This is a genomic window from Variovorax ginsengisoli, from assembly GCF_030486595.1.
Classification (GTDB): Bacteria; Pseudomonadota; Gammaproteobacteria; order Burkholderiales; family Burkholderiaceae_C; genus Variovorax; species Variovorax ginsengisoli_B.
Genome location: NZ_JAUJZH010000003.1, coordinates 1 through 17,146 on the forward strand (window position 1 = coordinate 1; position 17,146 = coordinate 17,146).

A 17,146-nucleotide genomic window follows, 5' to 3' on the forward strand; every position below is an offset into this window, starting at 1 on the left:
GTAATGCGTTAAGCTAACTGATACTAATTGCTCGTGCGGCTTGACCCTATAACTTTGATCTACATGATCAAGGTGTTATGCCAAGTTGACGCATTCAAGATTCCGATGCCAAAAGCATCAAAGCTGATTCCAGACTCTATGAATTCGTTGTGCTGACCCCGTCAGCGCGACAACCCTTTATGCCTGATGACCATAGCGAGGTGGTCCCACTCCTTCCCATCCCGAACAGGACAGTGAAACGCCTCAGCGCCGATGATAGTGCGGGTTCCCGTGTGAAAGTAGGTCATCGTCAGGCTCTTACAGCCCAAACCGCCCAGCCCCTCAAAAGGCTGGGCGTTTTGCTTTGCGCGCGCCGTCTTTGCGTTTCAAAGCCAGCCGATGCTGCCGCAGGAATTCGAGTAGACGCGCTTCTGCTGCATACAGATGGCGCCTGCCTTGCACGCGCGCCCCAATCCGGGTCCAGATCTCCCCGATCGCATCGCTCTTGGCCGCAAGCGCGCTGCCGAGCGCCAGGACGGCGGGATGCACATATGACTTCTTGCACACCGCCGGCGTGTTGCCCAGCTGCTTCGCCACCGCCGACAGAATCTCCTTCGCGCTGAAGCGCGCCGCATCCGGTTCTCCCGTGGTGCAGGCGATGCGCGTCAGTTCGAGCGCCTGGACTGTGCCGTGCCAGGTACGAAAGTCCTTGGCTGTGAAGTCACCATGAGCGATTTCGCGTAAGTAGTCGTTCACATCGGTCGATGAGATGCCGCGCGGCTGACCGTCGTCCGATTGATACTGGAACAACTCCTGGCCGGGCAATTGCTGGCATCGGCGCACGATCGCCGCGATGCGTGCATCGTCCACCCGAGCCTCGTGCATCACGCCGCTCTTGCCGCGGAAACGCAGTTTGAGCGCACCGCCCTGGATGTCGGCGTGCTTGTTGCGCAAGGTCGTGAGGCCGTAGGAACCATTGCTGCTGGCGTATTCCTCATTGCCGACGCGCAGGAAGGTGGTGTCGAGCAATCGCACCAAAGTGGCCAGGACCGGTTGCCGCTCCACCGGGGCCGACTTGGCGACTGTGGACAGGTCGCGCGCCACGCGGCGGCGAATCGCGGGCAGCGCCCGGCCGAAGGCTTCCAGCCTCTCGAATTTGCTTTCGTCCTTCAACGCGCGCCATTCGACGTGATAACGGTACTGTTTGCGGCCACGGGCGTCGATCCCGGTCGCCTGCAGGTGTCCGTTCGCGACTGGGCAGATCCATACTTTGTCGTAGGCGGGCGGAATCGCGAGGCGGCGAATGCGCGATAGGTCGTCGTTGTCGCGCAGCCAGTTGCCGCGGGTGTCCCGATAGCGAAAATCGGCGCCGCGGCGGACCCGGCTCCAGCCCGGCATCTCGGGGTTCACGTAGACCAGTCCATTGGCAAGGGGAACGGGGCGTTGATTCGCGGTGGGCATGGTGTTTGCGACAATCTCTACCCGAACAAACGTACAGGCCCCAAAGCCTGCCGATGTGATCGCGCACCGCTGTAGGACGCCTCAAGCGTTGCCGGTGCGATGAGCACTCGCGGCGACGTCCTTTTTTCTTGTCCCTTCCCCTTCTCCCGGAGATTTCCATGTCGTCAGTCTGGTCTCGTCGCGCCCGCTGGGGTGCGCTTCCTGCCGTGGTCGTGCTTGCGGCTGCCTGCACCTCGGTGGCGCCGTCGCGCGTTGCCGAACCCGTGAAGGTCAAGGTCTTCGTTGCCGCCATGTTCGAGATCGGCCAGAACACCGGCGACCGTGCCGGCGAGTTCCAGCATTGGTATGAGCGTTACTGGAAGAATGCCGTGCCGGTCACGGTGCCTGGCGCGCTGCAGCCCGTGTATTGCAATCCGGACGGTGTCTGCGGGGCTGTGCTCGGCATGGGCAAGGTGAACTCGTCGTCCTCGATGCAGGCCATCCTGACGAGTCCGAAGTTCGATTTCTCGAAGACCTACTACGTGATCTCGGGCGTGGCGGGAACGCCGCCTTCGCGCGGCACCATCGGGGAGGTCAACTGGGCGACCTGGCTGGTCGACTACGACCTCGGGCATCGCTGGGCGCCGGAGGAGAACAAGGCCGGCGAGCCTACTTTCATGCCGCGCAAGGGCTACGAGGAGTACCGGCGCTTCAAGCTCAACCCCGAACTGGTGGGCTGGGCGATGAAGCTCTCGGCCGACACGCCGCTGAAGGACTCCGACTCCGCCAGGGCCTACCGGCTGCGCTACCCGCAGGCGGCGGCGCGCCGCGCGCCTTTCGTCGGCACCGGCACCCACATGACTGGCGACACCTTCTTCCATGGGCCGGGGATGTCGAACCAGGCGCAGTACATCGCCAAGCTGTATGGCGCCGACGACTATGTGATCACCGAGATGGAGGCGGCCGCGATCACGCTGGTGATCAAGCGCCAGTACGGGACCGACCGGGTGATGAGCCTGCGCGGGGCGGTCAATTTCGACCAGGGCAACCCGCGCGAGACCACCCTGCAGCACCTGGACCCGGCACCCGGCGAAACCGCCGGCGGCTTCGCCGAGACGGTCCAGAACATCGAGCTCGTCGGCAGCCGCGTGGTCGATCACATCGTCGCCGACTGGCCGCAGTGGCAGGCCGGCGTGCCGCCGCTTCCGGCCCGCTAGAACAAGGAGGCGGTCTGCGCGGCCGCCTCGTCGGCCGGTGACTTGCCGCGCCGTGCCGTGCCGCCTGACGCCACAAGCTCCGTGGCGGCTTCGCCGGCCCTGGCGAGCGTGCCCACGCGCACGCCGAGCAGGCGCAGCGGCCGCTCGAGCGGCACCCGCTTGAGGCATTGGCCGGCGATCCGGCGGATCGCCTTCGGGTCGGCCGTGAAGGATTCGATGGTCTGGTCGCGGGTCGCGATCTTGAAGTCGCCGTAGCGCAGCTTGATGCCGATGGTCTTGCCGACGTAGCCCTTGCGCTGCAGGTCCGCGGCCAGCTGCTCGCACAGGCGGGTGAAGATGGCGCCGAGCTCGGCGCGGTCGCGCACCGCATGCAGGTCGCGCTCGAAGGTGGTCTCGCGGCTCATCGACACCGGCTCGCTCTCGGTCACGACCGCCCGCTCGTCGCGGCCCCAGGCGACTTCGTGCATCCAGGCGCCGGTGGCCTTGCCGAAGTGGGCGATGAGCCAGTCGCGCTCTTTCGCGGCGAGCTCGCCGATGGTGCGGATGCCGTGGCCCTGCAGCTTCTCGTCGGCCTTGGGCCCGATGCCGTTGACCTTGCGGCAGGGCAACGGCCAGATGCGGGCCTGCAGGTCGCGCTCGAAGACGATCGAGATTCCGTTCGGCTTGTCGAACTCGCTGGCCATCTTGGCCAGCAGCTTGTTGGGCGCGACGCCGATCGAGCAGGTCAGGCCGGTGGCTTGGAGAATCGACTTCTGGATCAGCCGGGCCAGCACCCGCCCGCCTTCACGCTGGCCGCCCGGCACATCGGTGAAATCGATGTAGACCTCGTCGACGCCGCGGTCCTCCATGAGCGGGGCGATCTCGGTGATGACCTGTTTGAAGCGGCGCGAGTATTTGCGGTATTCATCGAAGTCCACCGGCAGGATCAGGGCTTGCGGGCACAGCTTGGCGGCCTTCATGAGACCCATCGCCGAGCCGATCCCGAACTGGCGCGCCGCGTAGGTGGCGGTGGTGATGACGCCGCGGCCCGCGTAGTCCTTGAGCAGCGGGAAGGCGGCCACCGGGATGTCGGCCAGGGTGCCACCCTCGGGCACGTTGCGCAGGGCCTCGTCGACCTTGCGCCGGCCGCCGCCGATCACCATCGGCAGGCCCTTGAGCTGCGGGTAGCGCAGCAGTTCGACAGAGGCGTAGAAAGCGTCCATGTCGAGGTGGGCGATGCGGCGGATCGGTGCGGTCGTCACGCCTTCGATTGTCGCGCACGGTAGCTTGGCGAGGCTTGCGCTGGATGGCATGCCGGTGCCATGATCCAGCCCATGCAGACGCTCGCAACGATCCTCTGGCGCCGGCTCGGGCAGCCGGGCCACGACGTCTGCCGGCTCGAACGCGCGGGCGACAACTGGCAGATCGACGGCGGGGCCGCCTTCCGCCACGAGGACGGCCGGGTCGCCCAGCTGCACTACCGCGTGCGCTGCGACCGCGCCTGGCATACCCAGTGGTGCACGGTGCGCGGCTGGCTCGGCGGCGAGGCGATCGACCTGTCGATCGTCCACGGCGCCCATGGCGTCTGGAAGCTCAATGACGTGCCGGTGGCCGAGCTCGGCCACTGCGTCGATCTGGACCTCGGCTTCACACCGGCCACCAACCTGCTGCAGCTTCGCCGGCTGCACCTGGCAGCCGGCGAGTCCGCCGATGCGCCGGTGGCCTGGCTCGACCTCGACGGCGGCGGCCTGACCGAGCTGCAGCAGCGCTACGAGCGGCGCAGCGACAGCGACTACTGGTACGCGGCACCGCGCTTCGACTACGAAGGGATGCTCGAAGTCACGCCCGACGGCTTCATCCGCCGCTACCCCACGATGTGGGAAGCCGAAGCCTGACTCAGTGGTCGTGGTGCAGGTAGGAGGCCTGCTTCGGCAGCCGCCAGGCGACCGCGAAAGCCAGCACCATCATGCCGGTCACGTACCAGAAGAAGGCGCTCTCGTGGCCGATCGATTTCAGCCCCAGAGCGACGTACTCGGCCGATCCGCCGAAGATCGCATTGGCCACTGCATAGGCCAGCCCTACGCCCAGCGCGCGCACCTCCGGTGGAAACATCTCGGCCTTCACGATGCCGCTGATCGAGGTGTAGAAGCTCACGATGGCCAGGGCAAGGATGATCAGCAGGAAGGCCGCGACGGGGCTGGTCACGCCCTGCAGCGCGGTCAGGATCGGCACCGTCGCGACGGCACCCAGGCCGCCGAACAGCAACATGTTGGTGCGCCGGCCGATGCGGTCTGACAGCGCGCCGAACAGCGGCTGCATGCACATGTAGACGAACAGCGCGACCGTCATCACATAGCTGGTGGTCTTGATCGGCAGGCCGACCGTGTTGACCAGGTACTTCTGCATGTAGGTCGTGAAGGTGTAGAAGATCAGCGAGCCGCCGGCGGTGTAGCCGAGCACGGTGAAGAAGGCGGCCTTGTGATGCTTGAAGAGTCCCGCGAGGCTGCCGGCCTCCTTGTTGGCCCTCGACTCGGCGCTCTGCGTCTCGTGCAAGGTGCGGCGCAGGAACAGCGCCACCACCGCCGCTATGGCGCCGATCACGAAGGGGATGCGCCAGCCCCAGGCCTTGAGCTCGGCCTCGCTCAGCAGCTGTTCGAGAATCACGATGACGAGCACCGCGAGCAGCTGGCCGCCGATCAGGGTGACGTACTGGAAGGACGAGAAGAAGCCGCGCTGGCCGCGAAGCGCGACCTCGCTCATGTAGGTGGCGGTGGTGCCGTACTCGCCGCCCACCGACAGGCCCTGGAACAGGCGGCAGACCAGCAGCAGGAAGGGCGCCCAGGCGCCGATCGCCGCATAGGTGGGCAGGCAGGCGATGGCCAGCGAGCCGGCGCACATCATCGTGACCGAGATCAGCATCGAGGTGCGGCGTCCGTAGCGGTCGGCGACGCGGCCGAACAGCCAGCCGCCGATGGGTCGCATCAGGAAGCCGGCGGCGAACACGCCTGCGGTGTTGAGCAGCTGCGCGGTCGGGTCGGACTTGGGGAAGAAGGAGGGCGCGAAATAAAGCGCGCTGAAGGCGTAGACGTAGAAGTCGAACCACTCGACCAGGTTGCCGGAAGAGGCAGCCATGATCGCGAAGATGCGGTGGCGCTTTTCTTCGGAGGTGTAGGGGCGGTGGGAGATGGCGGGATCGACGGCCGCAGCCGTCCCCGCAGCGGACGCGGCGGAGCTCATGGAGAAGTGCTTCTATCGAGTTGTTATGGCGCTCTTGATGATGCCCCATGGCGCCCGCCGACGCTGTCAGCCGGGGCCGTGACCCGACTGGCAGCGCGCCTTCACCTTCAGAAAGTGCCGGGCAAAAGGATGCTGGAGTCGACCTGGTCGATCTGCGTGCGGCCGCAGAAGGCCATCGTGATGTCGAGTTCCTTCTGGATGATCTGCAGCGCGCGGGTCACGCCGGCCTCGCCGTAGGCGCCCAGGCCGTAGAGGAAGCTGCGGCCGATCAGCGTGCCGTGCGCGCCCAGCGCGCGCGCCTTGAGCACGTCCTGGCCGCTGCGGATGCCGCCGTCCATCCAGACCTCGATCTCGGTGCCCACCGCCTCGGCGATCGCCGGCAGCGCCGCGATCGAGGAGGGCGCGCCGTCGAGCTGGCGGCCGCCGTGGTTGGAGACGATCAGCGCATCGGCGCCGCTGGCCGCTGCCAGGCGTGCATCCTCGACATCCATGATGCCCTTGAGGATCAGCTTGCCGCCCCAGAGCTTCTTGATCCACTCGACGTCGGCCCAGGAAAGCGTCGGGTCGAACTGCTCGGCGGTCCAGGACGACAGCGAGGACAGGTCCTTGACGCCCTTGGCGTGGCCCGCGATGTTGCCGAAGGTGCGGCGCTTGGTGCCCAGCATGCCCATGCACCAGCGCGGCTTGGTCGCGAGGTTGATGAGGTTCTTGATCGTCGGCTTGGGTGGCGCCGTGAGGCCGTTCTTGATGTCCTTGTGGCGCTGGCCGAGGATCTGCAGGTCGAGCGTGAGCTGCAGCGCGCTCACGTTGGCGGCGCGGGCGCGCTCGATCAGGCGCTCGATGAAGTCGCGGTCGCGCATCACGTAGAGCTGGAACCAGAACGGGTGGCGGTCGGTCTTCTCGGCGATGTCCTCGAGCGAGCAGATGCTCATGGTCGAGAGCGTGAACGGGATGCCGAAGGCCTTGGCGGCACGCGCGCCGTGGATCTCTCCGTCGGCATGCTGCATGCCGGTGAGGCCGGTCGGGGCGATGGCCACCGGCATCGCGACCTCCTGGCCGATCATCGTGGTGCGGGTCGAGCGCCCTTCCATGTTGACCGCCACGCGCTGGCGCAGCTTGATCTTCTGGAAGTCGCTTTCGTTGGCGCGGTAGGTGCCTTCGGTCCAGGCGCCGGAATCGGCGTAGTCGTAGAACATGCGGGGCACGCGGCGCTTGGCGATGACTCGCAGGTCTTCGATGGTCGTGATCTTGGACAGGTCTGGCACGAGAAAGGGCTCCTGGATTCTGTGGCTGAGCAATGCGTATTATCTTCGCGCCCGCTCGGCGCCCTGTAACCGGTGCACCAGGGCGGCACGGCAGTTGCTTGCATCTGGTGCATGGAAACGCCCGTCCTGCCCGCCCCGGCCAGCCATCCCCTGTGGCAGCACCAGCTCGGCCTGCTGCTCGAATCGACGGGCGAGGGCATCTTCGGCATCGACCTCGACGGCCACTGCATGTTCATCAACCGGGCCGGCGCGCAGATGCTGGGACACGAGCGCACCGAGGTCCTGGGCCGCAACATGCATGAGCTCACGCACCATTCGCATCCCGACGGCTCGCACTATGCCGACACCGACTGCCCGATCTTCAACGCCTTCCGGCGGGGCCTCGCCTGCCGCATCGACACCGAGGTCTTCTGGCGCCGCGACGGCAGCGCCTTCGCGGTCGAGTATTCGAGCCATCCGATCCTGGACGGCGGCCAGGTGCGCGGCGCGGTCATCACCTTCGTCGACATCACCGAACGCCGGCGCTCGGCGCAGGCGCTGCAGCAGGCCAAGGACGAGCTCGGGCTGCGCGTGGAGGAGCGCACGCGCGCGTTGAGCGACGCGCTGGCGCAGCTGCGCGAACTCTCGGCCTGGCTCGACAAGGTGCGCGAGGACGAGCGCACCCGCATCGCGCGCGAGGTGCACGACGAACTCGGCAGCCTGCTGGTGGCGCTCAAGATGGACGTCGACTGGATCGGCAAGCGACTCGGCGAGCAGCAGGAGCGGGCGCCCGACGACGCGCAGCAGATGCGCACGCTGATGCGCAGCAAGTGCCGCAACATGAGCGGGCTGATCGAGCGCGCGGTCGACAACGTCGGCCGCATCATCACCGACCTGCGGCCCAGCATCCTCGACCACCAGGGGCTGTGGGCGGCGCTCGAATGGCAGGCTCACGAGTTCGTGCAGTCGGCCGAACTCGCGCTCGACTGGCAGATGGATGTCGCGCCCGGCGTCGAGCTGCCCGAGCCGGCCGCGATCGCGGTGTTCAGGATCTTCCAGGAGATGCTCAGCAACGTCGGGCGGCATGCGCGTGCGAGCCGGCTCGACATCCGCATCGAGGCCGTGGCCGGGCAGTTGCACATCCGCGTGCGCGACGACGGCATCGGCGGGCCGGCCCACGTCTTCGAGGCCCCGACCGCCTACGGCGTGCAGGGCATGCGCGAACGGGCGCTGCACTTCGGCGGTCGCGTCCAGATCCGGAGCGAGCCCGGCGCGGGCAGCGTCTTCAGCCTGGAGCTGCCCTTGCCATGAGAGAAGACAAGGACATCCGCGTGCTGATCGGCGACGACCACCGCATCGTGCGCGAAGGGCTCAAGCAGGTGCTGGGCGACCTCGCGAACGGGCCTCCGGAGATGGTGGTGGCGGGCGAGGCGCAGACCGGCGCGGAGGTGCTCGATCGCGTGGCGGCGCTCGGCGGTCCGGAAGGCCTGGACGTGGTGCTGCTCGACATCGCGCTGCCGGGCCGCGACGGGCTGGACGTGCTGCAGGCCTTGCGCAAGCAGTGGCCCGCGCTCCCGGTGCTGATGCTCAGCACCTACCCCGAGAAGCAGTATGCGGTGCGCTGCATCAAGCTCGGCGCCGCCGGCTACCTGCACAAGAGCGCCGACCCGGACGACATGGTCGGCGCGGTGCGCAAGGTGGCGGCCGGCGGCAGGTACGTGTCGCCGGCGACGGCGGAGGCGCTGGCCGCGGCGGTCGGCAGCGCCGCCGGGCAGGGCGCCGATGCGCTCTCGCACCGCGAGCACCAGGTCTTCAGGCTGCTCACGGCCGGGCAGACCGTGAGCGAAATCGGTGCGCGGCTCGGCCTGGCGCCCAACACGGTCAGCACCTACCGGGCCCGCATCCTCGAGAAGACCGGGACCAAGAACGACGTCGAACTCGCGCTGTGCGCAGAGCGCCACGCGAAGGGCGCGCCGGCGGCCTGAAGAAGAGCGGCGCAGGCCTGCCGTGTAGTGCTGCCCCTACAGGGCATCGACCGGGGCCCCGCGATCTGGCATGGCGACGCCTGCAGGCGGGCCAACCGGCCCGGCAATTGCATCGTGCCTCTCATCTTTTCAACGAGGTGCACCATGTCCAGACTGCCTGAAGCCCCGGCCAGCGACCCCTTCGACGCCGACCGCCCGCTCGCGATGCGCTGTGCCTGCGGCCGCGACCATGCGCCCGGTGCGCATGTCGGTGCGATCGAGGACGCGAACGCCAAGCTCGAGGCCAGCCTGGTGAAGGCGCTGTTTCCGGTCGACAGCGTGCGCCGCGGCTTCCTTCGCGCGGTCGGCGCCAATACCGCGCGCGCCGCGATCCTGTCCGTATTGCCGCTCGGCGCGCTGCAGGCGATGGCGCAGGACAAGGGGCCGCTCGAGAAGAAGGACCTGAAGATCGGCTTCATCCCGATCACCTGCGCGACGCCGCTGATCATGGCGCACCCGCTGGGCTTCTATCAGAAGCAGGGGCTCAACGTAGAGGTCGTTAAGACCGCAGGCTGGGCGCTGATCCGCGACAAGATGCTCAACAAGGAATACGACGCCACGCATTTCCTGTCGCCGATGCCGCTCGCGATCTCGATGGGCGCCGGCGCCAATGCGACGCCGATGAACGTGGCCGCGATCCAGAACACCAACGGCCAGGCGATCACGCTGGCCAACAAGCACAAGGACAAGCGCGATCCGAAGCTGTGGAAGGGCTTCAAGTTCGCGGTGCCCTTCGAGTACAGCATGCACAACTTCCTCTTGCGCTACTACGTGGCGGAAGCGGGCCTCAACCCCGACACCGACATCCAGATCCGCGTCGTGCCACCGGCCGAGATGGTGGCCAACCTGCGGGCCGGCAACATCGACGGCTACCTCGGGCCCGATCCGTTCAACCAGCGCGCGGTGTTCGAGGAAGTCGGCTTCATCCACATCCTGACCAAGGAGATCTGGAACGGCCATCCGTGCTGCGCCTTCGGCACCTCGAGCGCCTTCATCCAGCAGAATCCGAACACGTTCGCGGCGCTCACGCGCGCCGTGCTGACCGCCTCGGCGATGGCGCGCGAGGCCAAGAACCGCGAGCTGATCGCCAAGGTGATCGCGCCGGCGCAGTACCTGAACCAGCCCGAGACCGTGCTGACCCAGGTGCTGACCGGCCGCTTCGCCGACGGCCTGGGCAACATCCGAACGGTGCCCGACCGGATCGACTTCGACCCGATCCCCTGGCAGTCGATGGCGGTCTGGATGCTGACGCAGATGAAGCGCTGGGGCTACGTCAAGGGCGAGGTCGACTACAAGCAGCTGGCCGAAAAGGTGTTCCTGATCACCGATGCCAGGAAGCGCATGAGGGAGCTCGGCCAGACGCCGCCCGAGGGGGCGTACCCGAAGTTCACGATCATGGGGCGCGTGTTCGATCCGGCGAAGCCGGACGAGTACGCGCGCAGCTTCGCGATCAGCAAGCTGGCCGGCTGAACGGCATGAAGAAGTCGCTGCGGCTCAGGTCCGCGCTGCTGTCGCTGGCGCTGTTCCTGGCCTTCCTCGCGGTCTGGCAGGTGGCGACCCAGACGCCGGGCGCGGCGGCCTCGCAGGCCGGCATGACGGCCGAGCAGATCGAGTACCAGAAGATGCTCGGCAAGGACCCGGGCCAGGTGAAGGCGGCCGGCTTTCCGACGCCGGCCGAGATCGGCGCGACCGCATGGAAGCACCTGTCGAACCCGTTCTACGACAACGGCCCGAACGACAAGGGCATCGCGATCCAGCTCGCCTGGTCGCTGGGCCGCGTGGCGCTCGGCTTCCTGCTGGCCTGCCTGGTCGCGGTGCCGCTGGGTTTCGTGATCGGCATGTCGCCGCTGCTGCAGAAGGCCTTCGACCCCTTCATCCAGGTGCTGAAGCCGATCTCGCCGCTGGCCTGGATGCCGCTCGCGCTCTACACGATCAAGGATTCGTCCACCAGCGGCATCTTCGTGATCTTCATCTGCTCGGTGTGGCCGATGCTGCTCAACACCGCCTTCGGCGTCGCCTCGGTCAAGCGCGAATGGCTCGCCGTGGCCAGCACGCTCGAGGTGAAGCCGCTGCGGCGCGCCTTCCGCGTGATCCTGCCGGCGGCGGCGCCGACGATCCTGACCGGCATGCGGATCAGCATGGGCATCGCCTGGCTGGTGATCGTGGCCGCCGAGATGCTGGTCGGCGGCACCGGCATCGGCTACTTCGTCTGGAACGAATGGAACAACCTGTCGCTCACCAACGTGATCTTCGCGATCCTCGTGATCGGTGTCGTCGGCATGCTGCTCGACATGGCCTTCGCCGGTCTGCAGAGGAAGGTGACCTATGTGGAGTGACCAGGGGATCGCCATGAATCCAGCCATCGCCGTGCCTGCCGCCGGCAGCGCCTTCCTGCGCATCGAGGGGCTCTCGAAGTCCTTCGTGCCGGGCCAGCCGGTGTTCGCGGATGTCGGCTTCACGATCGAGCGCGGCGAGTTCGTCTGCATCATCGGCCACTCGGGCTGCGGCAAGACGACCATCCTCAACGTGCTGGCCGGGCTGGATGCGGCGACCGGCGGCCATGTGTTCATGGACGGCCGCGAGCTCGCGGGGCCCAGCCTGGAACGCGGCGTGGTGTTCCAGAGCCACGCGCTGATGCCCTGGCTCACGGTGCGGCGCAACATCGCGTTCGCGGTGCAGTCGCGCTGGCCGGAATGGACGGCCGCCAAGGTCGACGAGCAGGTGCGCAGGTTCGTCTCGCTGGTCGGCCTCGACGGCGCGATCGACAAGAAGCCCTCGCAGCTCTCGGGCGGCATGAAGCAGCGCGTGGGCATCGCGCGGGCCTTCTCGATCCAGCCCAAGATGCTGCTGCTCGACGAGCCCTTCGGCGCGCTGGATGCGCTCACGCGCGGCACCATCCAGGACGAGCTGATGGCGATCGTGCGCCAGACCCGGCAGACGGTCTTCATGATCACGCACGATGTCGACGAGGCGATCCTGCTGGCCGACCGCATCCTGCTGATGCGCAACGGCAGCGAGACCGCGGCGGGCTACCGGCCCGGCAACATCGCCGAGACCGTGGTCAACCCGCTGCCGCGCGAGCGCACGCGTGCCGGGCTCCACCACCTCGATGGCTACTACGCGCTGCGCAACCACATCGTCGACTTTCTTGTCACGCGCGCCAGGGCGGCCTGACTTTTCCCATTCATCACAACCAACAGGAGCATTCGAAATGAACCGCAACGACGTCACCGAGAAGATCATCACCGTGAAAGTGGCCAAGGGCATCCAGTGGGCCGACGTGGCGAAGAAGGTCGGCTTGTCGAAGGAGTGGACCACCGCCGCCTGCCTCGGCCAGATGACGCTCGACGCCGCCCAGGCCAAGGTGATCGGCAAGATCTTCGGGCTCACGGACGAGGAGCAGAAGTGGCTGCAGGTGGTGCCGTACAAGGGCTCGCTGCCGACCCCGGTGCCGACCGACCCGCTGATCTACCGCTGGTACGAGGTGGTGAGCGTCTACGGCACGACGATCAAGGAACTGATCCACGAGGAGTTCGGCGACGGCATCATGAGCGCGATCGACTTCAGCATGGACATCCAGCGCCAGGCCGACCCCAAGGGCGACCGCGTGAACGTGGTGCTGTCGGGCAAGTTCCTGCCGTACAAGACCTACTGATCGGGCAGCCGCCAGCAGACTTGCAGGCATCGGCGCAGAATCCCTCGTCCAACATCGACGAGGAAAGATTCATGCGGATCCTGGTAGTGGGCGCGGGTGCGCTCGGCGGGTATTTCGGCGGCCGGCTGCTCGAGGCAGGCAAGGATGTCACCTTCCTGCTGCGCCCGCGAAGGGCGGCGCAACTCGCGAAGACCGGCCTGGTGATCAAGAGCCCGAAGGGCGACCTGGCGCTGCCGGCGCCGCCTTCGGTGCAGGCCGATGGCATCGAAGGCCCCTTCGATGTCGTCGTGGTCGGCTGCAAGGCCTACGACCTGGCAGAGACGATGACATCGTTCGCGCCCGCGGTCGGACCCGAGACGGCCATTCTTCCCTTGCTGAACGGCATGCGCCATCTGGACGAACTCGGCAATCGCTTCGGCGCCGAGCGCGTGCTCGGCGGACTGTGCATGATCTCGGCGTCCCTGGACGACGAGGGCACGGTGCTGCATCACAACGACATGCACGGCCTGACCTACGGCGAATTGAACGGCGAACGCTCGGTCCGCGTGCAGGCCCTCGAGCGCGCCTTTGCCGGCGCGAACTTCGATGCCCGCGCCTCCGGCAACATCCTGCAGGACATGTGGGAGAAGTGGATGTTCATCGCCTCGGCCGCCAGCATGACCTGCCTGATGCGCGGCACCGTCGGCGACATCGTGCAAAGCGGCGGCACCGATGTCGCGGACGCCATGGTGGACGAGTGCGCCGCGATCCTGGCCCACAACGGCTTTGCGCCGCGACCGGATTCGCTGGCACGCGCGCATGCGATGCTGAAGGTCAAGGGTTCCTCGATGACGGCGTCGATGTTCAAGGACATCGAACGCGGTGCCGCGATCGAAGCCGATCACATCGTGGGCGACTTGTTGCGCCGCAGGGCCGACGGCGGCGAACGGGTCACGCCGCTGCGGATCGCCTGCGCTCACTTGCTGGCCTACGAGGCCCGGCGAGCGCGGGAAGCGAACCGCGGCTGATCGGCTACTTCAGCCTGCAGAAGGGCCAGCCCTCGATACCGGCCCAGATGCAGGCCCGAATCCATGCGACCACGATCTGCGGGTCCTGGGCTTGCGGCACGGTTGTCATCTTGATCAGCATCACGGCCTCCGTAGCGGTGTGGAGCGAACTCCCATGTGTAGAGGTATAGCGCCGGCGAGGCGACGGCGGCAGCAGTCGCCAGCCTGAGAGGGCGTGGGCCGCGGCGCGGGCCGGCTGTACGCCGTTTGTCGGTTGCGTGCAGTCGGTTGCGTCCGACAGGCGTCGGACGCCTTCGCCTGCCTCATCGCCCAGCGTTCGCCACCACGCCGGCGCCCCGTACCTCGAGCCTGATTTCGTCGGCCATCTGGCCGCGCGCGTCGATCAGCTGCACCCGGTGCCGGCCGGGCCAGGGCAGCCACTGTGCGGTGGCGCCGCGTGCCAGGGGCTTGCCGTCGATGCGCCACTGCACGCCGCGGCCCTCGGCCTCGAAGCGCACGCGCTGGCGATCCGGCGGGATGTCGGGGTCGAGCGCGAGGATCGTGCCGTCCGCCGGCGCCGTGATGCGCGGCGCCGCCTGCGCCGCCGACGCTTCGGGCGCGATCGCGAACAGCGGCTGCTCGGTGCCGGCGAGGAACCACTCGCTGCGTGCCGCCTCGAGCGCTTCGCCGAAGCGCACCTGCGCCTGCAGCACGCCGGCCGGCGGTGTCGGCGCCCGGCTCGGTTCGTTGCGATGCAGGAACGCCATCGTCTGCGCCCAGACCGGCGCGGCCCCGCTGGTGCCGCTCACGTCCCACATCGGTGCGCCACTGGCGTTGCCGACCCAGACGCCGACCGTGTAGCGCTCGGACCAGCCGATCGCCCAGTTGTCGCGCATGTCCTTGCTGGTGCCGGTCTTCACGGCACTCCAGAAGCGGGTGCCGAGCACGCTGTCGAGCCCGAAGGTGCGGGCGCGGGCGTTCGGGTCGGCCAGGATGTCGCCGACGATGAAGGCGGCGCGCGGATCGATGGCGACGGCCTGGCCCCTGGCGGTGGAAGCCGGCCCGGGCAGGTCGCGGGTGTCGCCGAAGCGCCCGCCGTTGGCGAGCGTCCGGTAGGCGTTGGTGAGCGTCAGCAGCGAGACCTCGGCGCTGCCGAGCGCCAGGCTGTAGCCGTAGTAGTCGCCGCTCTGCGCCAGCGGCAGGCCAGCCGCACGCAGCTGGCGCGCGAAGGCCTCGGGCGAGACCATCACCAGCGTGCGCACGGCCGGCACGTTGAGCGAGGCCGCGAGCGCGGTGCGCACCGAGACGTAGCCCTTGAACTGGCGGTCGTAGTTCTGCGGGATGTACAGGCCGCCGGCGGTGTTGATCTGGGCCGACGAGTCGTCCAGCAGCGACGCGGCCGTGAGCCTGCGCTCGGCCAGCGCCTGCGCGTAGAGGAAGGGCTTGAGGGTCGAGCCCGGCTGCCGTTGCGCGAGCACGCCGTCGACCTCGGCCGCGCGGCTCAGCGTGCCGGACGAACCGACCCACGCCAGCACCTCGCCGCTGGCGTTGTCGAGCACCACCAGCGCGCCATCTTCGACGCTGCGTCCGCGAAGTTCGCGCAGCTGGCGCTGCAGCGCATCGAGCGCGAAACGCTGCAGTGGCGCCCGCAGGGTGGTTCGCAGCGGCCCGGCCGGATAACCGGCTTCCTTGAGCGCCCGGCGTGCCAGGTGCGGCGCGACGCCTTCGCTCGGATCGAAAGCGCGCCGTTGCAGCGCGGCGCTGGCGAACATGTCGAGCGCCGCGCAGTCGGGCTTGTCCGTGGGCTCCATCGCCCGCATCAGCTCGCAGGCCCGCTGCGCCACCAGCGCGGGCTTGGCGTTGGGCGCACGCACCAGCGCGGCCGCCACCGCCGCCTCGCGGGCGTCGAGTCCGTGCGGCGCCTTGCCGAACAGCGTGCGCGACAGGGCGTCGATGCCGACGATCTCGCCGCGGAAGGGCACGGTGTTGAGGTAGGCCTCGAGGATCTGGTCCTTGCGCCACTGGCGCTCCAGCTGCTGGGCGGCGACCGTCTGGCCCAGCTTCTGCGCCAGGCTGCGTCCGCCCCCGGCGCGGTGCAGGTCGTCGTCGAGCAAGCCGGCGAGCTGCATCGTGATCGTCGATGCGCCGCGGGTGCGGGTGTTCCAGAGGTTGCCCCAGGCGGCCGCCGACACCGCGCGCCAGTCGACGCCGCTGTGCGCGTAGAAGCGCTTGTCCTCGCTCAGCAGCATCGCGCTGCGCAGGGCCGGCGAGATGTCGGCCAGCGCGATCCAGTCGCCGCGCCGCACGCTGGTGTCGGTGCGCACGCGCTGCAGCAGCAGGCCGTCGCGGTCCAGCACCGCGCTGTCGGACGGGCGGAAATCGCGCCGGACCTCGTCGAAGGTGGCAAGACCGGCCCAGGCCGGTGCCGCCAGCAGCACGGCCAGCGCGAGGACGAGTGGTGCGGCCTTCAAGTCGGTTCCAGTTGCTCCATGTGCCGGCAGATATCGCCTGGCGTGGTGAACCATATCTCGCCGCGGTCGCGCAGGCCCGCCAGATGCGCGAGCGCGCGGCGCAGGTGGCGCAGCCGGTAGGGCTGGCCGACGATGTAGGGGTGCAGCGCGAGGCCCATCACCAGGGGCTGGCGGCGCGACTGCTCGAGCATCTCGTCGGCATTGTCGATGACCATGGCGGCGAAATCCTTGGCGTCCATCTGGCGCGCGATGATCATCGGGATGTCGTTGAGTTCCTGCGGATAGGGCACCGACCACAGCGTGCGGCCGCTGCGCGTGCGCATGCGGATCGGCTGGTCGTCATGGCACCAGTTGAGGGTGTAGCCGTAGCCGGCCTCGGCCAGCAGGTCGGGCGTCAGACGGCTTTCTGAAATCCAGGGCGACAGCCAGCCGGCCGGTGCCTGGCCGCTTTCGGCCTGCATCCGTTCGCGGCAGTCGGCGAGCAGCGCCGCTTCTTCGGCTTCGGCCATGTCGGCCTGGCGCTCGGAGTTGCTGTGGCCATGGCCGATGAGTTCGTCGCCCCGCGCGACCGAGGCCGCGACCAGTTCCGGGCAGTGGTCGTAGAGCGCGGTGTTGAGCAAGGTGCTCGAGGGCAGGCCGAGGCTGTCGAACAGTTCGAGACAGCGCCAGGCGCCGACCCGGTTGCCGTATTCGCGCCATGAGAAGTTCAGCACGTCCGGATGCGGATGCGCCGGACCGATGCATGCGCCCATGCCCTCGCCGAAGGCGAAATGCTCCAGGTTGAAGCCCAGGTAGACCGCCAGCCGGGCGCCGTTGGGCCAAGCATGGTCGGCCCGACGAGTGATCGGCAGGTAGTCGAAGCGGCCGTGCGCGGGCAGCGGGCCGAGGTAGCGGGCAGTCATGGGGAATTCCAG

Annotated in this window: 15 protein-coding genes and 1 rRNA gene; 10 read left to right on the plus strand and 6 right to left on the minus strand. The window is 68.0% G+C overall.

Features of this window, described 5'->3' with window-relative positions; genetic code table 11:
* Window positions 1–182: 182 nt before the first annotated feature.
* Window positions 183–295 (plus strand): 5S ribosomal RNA (gene rrf / locus QZH52_RS04695).
* Between the two features lie 26 nt (window positions 296–321).
* Here the strand turns inward: rrf and QZH52_RS04700 are convergent.
* The gene (locus tag QZH52_RS04700) at window positions 322–1,440 is read right to left on the minus strand and encodes a DNA topoisomerase IB (RefSeq protein WP_301804656.1); all 1,119 of its coding nucleotides are present in this window, start codon (window positions 1,438–1,440) and stop codon (window positions 322–324) included.
* Between the two features lie 158 nt (window positions 1,441–1,598).
* On the opposite strand from QZH52_RS04700, the gene QZH52_RS04705 reads away from it, so the two are divergent.
* Window positions 1,599–2,636 (plus strand): purine-nucleoside phosphorylase, encoded by a 1,038-nt coding sequence (locus QZH52_RS04705; RefSeq protein ID WP_301804659.1) that lies wholly within the window; start codon window positions 1,599–1,601, stop codon window positions 2,634–2,636.
* Here the strand turns inward: QZH52_RS04705 and QZH52_RS04710 are convergent.
* Window positions 2,633–3,838, minus strand: a complete 1,206-nt coding sequence (locus tag QZH52_RS04710; RefSeq protein ID WP_301805743.1) for a Y-family DNA polymerase — start codon at window positions 3,836–3,838, stop codon at window positions 2,633–2,635. The genes QZH52_RS04705 and QZH52_RS04710 overlap by 4 nt on opposite strands.
* A gap of 111 nt (window positions 3,839–3,949) precedes the next feature.
* Here QZH52_RS04710 and QZH52_RS04715 point away from each other — a divergent pair, with 111 nt between their 5' ends.
* A complete protein-coding gene (locus tag QZH52_RS04715; protein ID WP_301804660.1) occupies window positions 3,950–4,510 on the plus strand; it encodes a putative glycolipid-binding domain-containing protein in 561 nt (186 codons plus the stop codon).
* Window position 4,511: 1 nt separating this feature from the next.
* On the opposite strand, the gene QZH52_RS04720 is transcribed toward QZH52_RS04715, so the two are convergent.
* Both QZH52_RS04720 and QZH52_RS04725 read right to left on the minus strand, forming a co-directional pair.
* Window positions 4,512–5,852 (minus strand): MFS family transporter, encoded by a 1,341-nt coding sequence (locus tag QZH52_RS04720; protein WP_301804661.1) that lies wholly within the window; start codon window positions 5,850–5,852, stop codon window positions 4,512–4,514.
* Between the two features lie 107 nt (window positions 5,853–5,959).
* Window positions 5,960–7,117, minus strand: coding sequence for an alpha-hydroxy acid oxidase (locus QZH52_RS04725; protein WP_301804662.1), 1,158 nt, complete (start codon window positions 7,115–7,117; stop codon window positions 5,960–5,962).
* Between the two features lie 111 nt (window positions 7,118–7,228).
* Between QZH52_RS04725 and QZH52_RS04730 the strand changes: the two genes are divergently transcribed.
* From QZH52_RS04730 to panE, 7 genes are all read left to right on the plus strand, one after another.
* Window positions 7,229–8,407, plus strand: a complete 1,179-nt coding sequence (locus tag QZH52_RS04730; RefSeq protein WP_301804664.1) for a sensor histidine kinase — start codon at window positions 7,229–7,231, stop codon at window positions 8,405–8,407.
* Window positions 8,404–9,081: a response regulator gene (locus QZH52_RS04735; RefSeq protein ID WP_301804666.1), complete on the plus strand. Its 678-nt coding sequence runs from the start codon at window positions 8,404–8,406 to the stop codon at window positions 9,079–9,081. Before QZH52_RS04730 ends, QZH52_RS04735 begins: the two co-directional genes overlap by 4 nt.
* 144 nt (window positions 9,082–9,225) lie before the next feature.
* Window positions 9,226–10,590 (plus strand): CmpA/NrtA family ABC transporter substrate-binding protein, encoded by a 1,365-nt coding sequence (locus QZH52_RS04740; protein ID WP_286536911.1) that lies wholly within the window; start codon window positions 9,226–9,228, stop codon window positions 10,588–10,590.
* Window positions 10,591–10,595: 5 nt separating this feature from the next.
* Complete coding sequence (ntrB, locus tag QZH52_RS04745) at window positions 10,596–11,456, plus strand: nitrate ABC transporter permease (protein ID WP_301804673.1); 861 nt, start codon at window positions 10,596–10,598, stop codon at window positions 11,454–11,456.
* A gap of 13 nt (window positions 11,457–11,469) precedes the next feature.
* A complete protein-coding gene (locus QZH52_RS04750) occupies window positions 11,470–12,294 on the plus strand; it encodes an ABC transporter ATP-binding protein (RefSeq protein ID WP_301804676.1) in 825 nt (274 codons plus the stop codon).
* 37 nt (window positions 12,295–12,331) lie between these two features.
* Complete coding sequence (cynS, locus tag QZH52_RS04755; RefSeq protein WP_301804678.1) at window positions 12,332–12,775, plus strand: cyanase; 444 nt, start codon at window positions 12,332–12,334, stop codon at window positions 12,773–12,775.
* A gap of 71 nt (window positions 12,776–12,846) precedes the next feature.
* Entirely contained in the window at window positions 12,847–13,782 is a 936-nt protein-coding gene (panE, locus tag QZH52_RS04760; RefSeq protein WP_301804679.1) for a 2-dehydropantoate 2-reductase, read from the plus strand.
* A gap of 302 nt (window positions 13,783–14,084) precedes the next feature.
* Here the strand turns inward: panE and pbpC are convergent, their stop codons facing one another.
* Window positions 14,085–16,286, minus strand: coding sequence for a penicillin-binding protein 1C (gene pbpC / locus QZH52_RS04765; protein ID WP_301804681.1), 2,202 nt, complete (start codon window positions 16,284–16,286; stop codon window positions 14,085–14,087).
* On the minus strand, window positions 16,229–17,134 hold the full coding sequence (locus QZH52_RS04770) for a polysaccharide deacetylase family protein (RefSeq protein ID WP_301804682.1): 906 nt from the start codon (window positions 17,132–17,134) through the stop codon (window positions 16,229–16,231). The genes pbpC and QZH52_RS04770 overlap by 58 nt, the downstream gene beginning before the upstream one ends.
* Window positions 17,135–17,146 lie beyond the last annotated feature (12 nt).

Bases quoted from the DNA above. Each gene is read 5' to 3' on its own strand.
- QZH52_RS04700 (WP_301804656.1), bottom strand. From the start codon at position 1,440: ATGCCCACCGCGAATCAACGCCCCGTTCCCCTTGCCAATGGACTGGTC.
- QZH52_RS04705 (WP_301804659.1), top strand. From the start codon at position 1,599: ATGTCGTCAGTCTGGTCTCGTCGCGCCCGCTGGGGTGCGCTTCCTGCC.
- QZH52_RS04710 (WP_301805743.1), bottom strand. From the start codon at position 3,838: ATGGACGCTTTCTACGCCTCTGTCGAACTGCTGCGCTACCCGCAGCTC.
- QZH52_RS04715 (WP_301804660.1), top strand. From the start codon at position 3,950: ATGCAGACGCTCGCAACGATCCTCTGGCGCCGGCTCGGGCAGCCGGGC.
- QZH52_RS04720 (WP_301804661.1), bottom strand. From the start codon at position 5,852: ATGAGCTCCGCCGCGTCCGCTGCGGGGACGGCTGCGGCCGTCGATCCC.
- QZH52_RS04730 (WP_301804664.1), top strand. From the start codon at position 7,229: ATGGAAACGCCCGTCCTGCCCGCCCCGGCCAGCCATCCCCTGTGGCAG.
- QZH52_RS04735 (WP_301804666.1), top strand. From the start codon at position 8,404: ATGAGAGAAGACAAGGACATCCGCGTGCTGATCGGCGACGACCACCGC.
- QZH52_RS04740 (WP_286536911.1), top strand. From the start codon at position 9,226: ATGTCCAGACTGCCTGAAGCCCCGGCCAGCGACCCCTTCGACGCCGAC.
- ntrB (WP_301804673.1), top strand. From the start codon at position 10,596: ATGAAGAAGTCGCTGCGGCTCAGGTCCGCGCTGCTGTCGCTGGCGCTG.
- QZH52_RS04750 (WP_301804676.1), top strand. From the start codon at position 11,470: ATGAATCCAGCCATCGCCGTGCCTGCCGCCGGCAGCGCCTTCCTGCGC.
- cynS (WP_301804678.1), top strand. From the start codon at position 12,332: ATGAACCGCAACGACGTCACCGAGAAGATCATCACCGTGAAAGTGGCC.
- panE (WP_301804679.1), top strand. From the start codon at position 12,847: ATGCGGATCCTGGTAGTGGGCGCGGGTGCGCTCGGCGGGTATTTCGGC.
- pbpC (WP_301804681.1), bottom strand. From the start codon at position 16,286: ATGGTTCACCACGCCAGGCGATATCTGCCGGCACATGGAGCAACTGGA.
- QZH52_RS04770 (WP_301804682.1), bottom strand. From the start codon at position 17,134: ATGACTGCCCGCTACCTCGGCCCGCTGCCCGCGCACGGCCGCTTCGAC.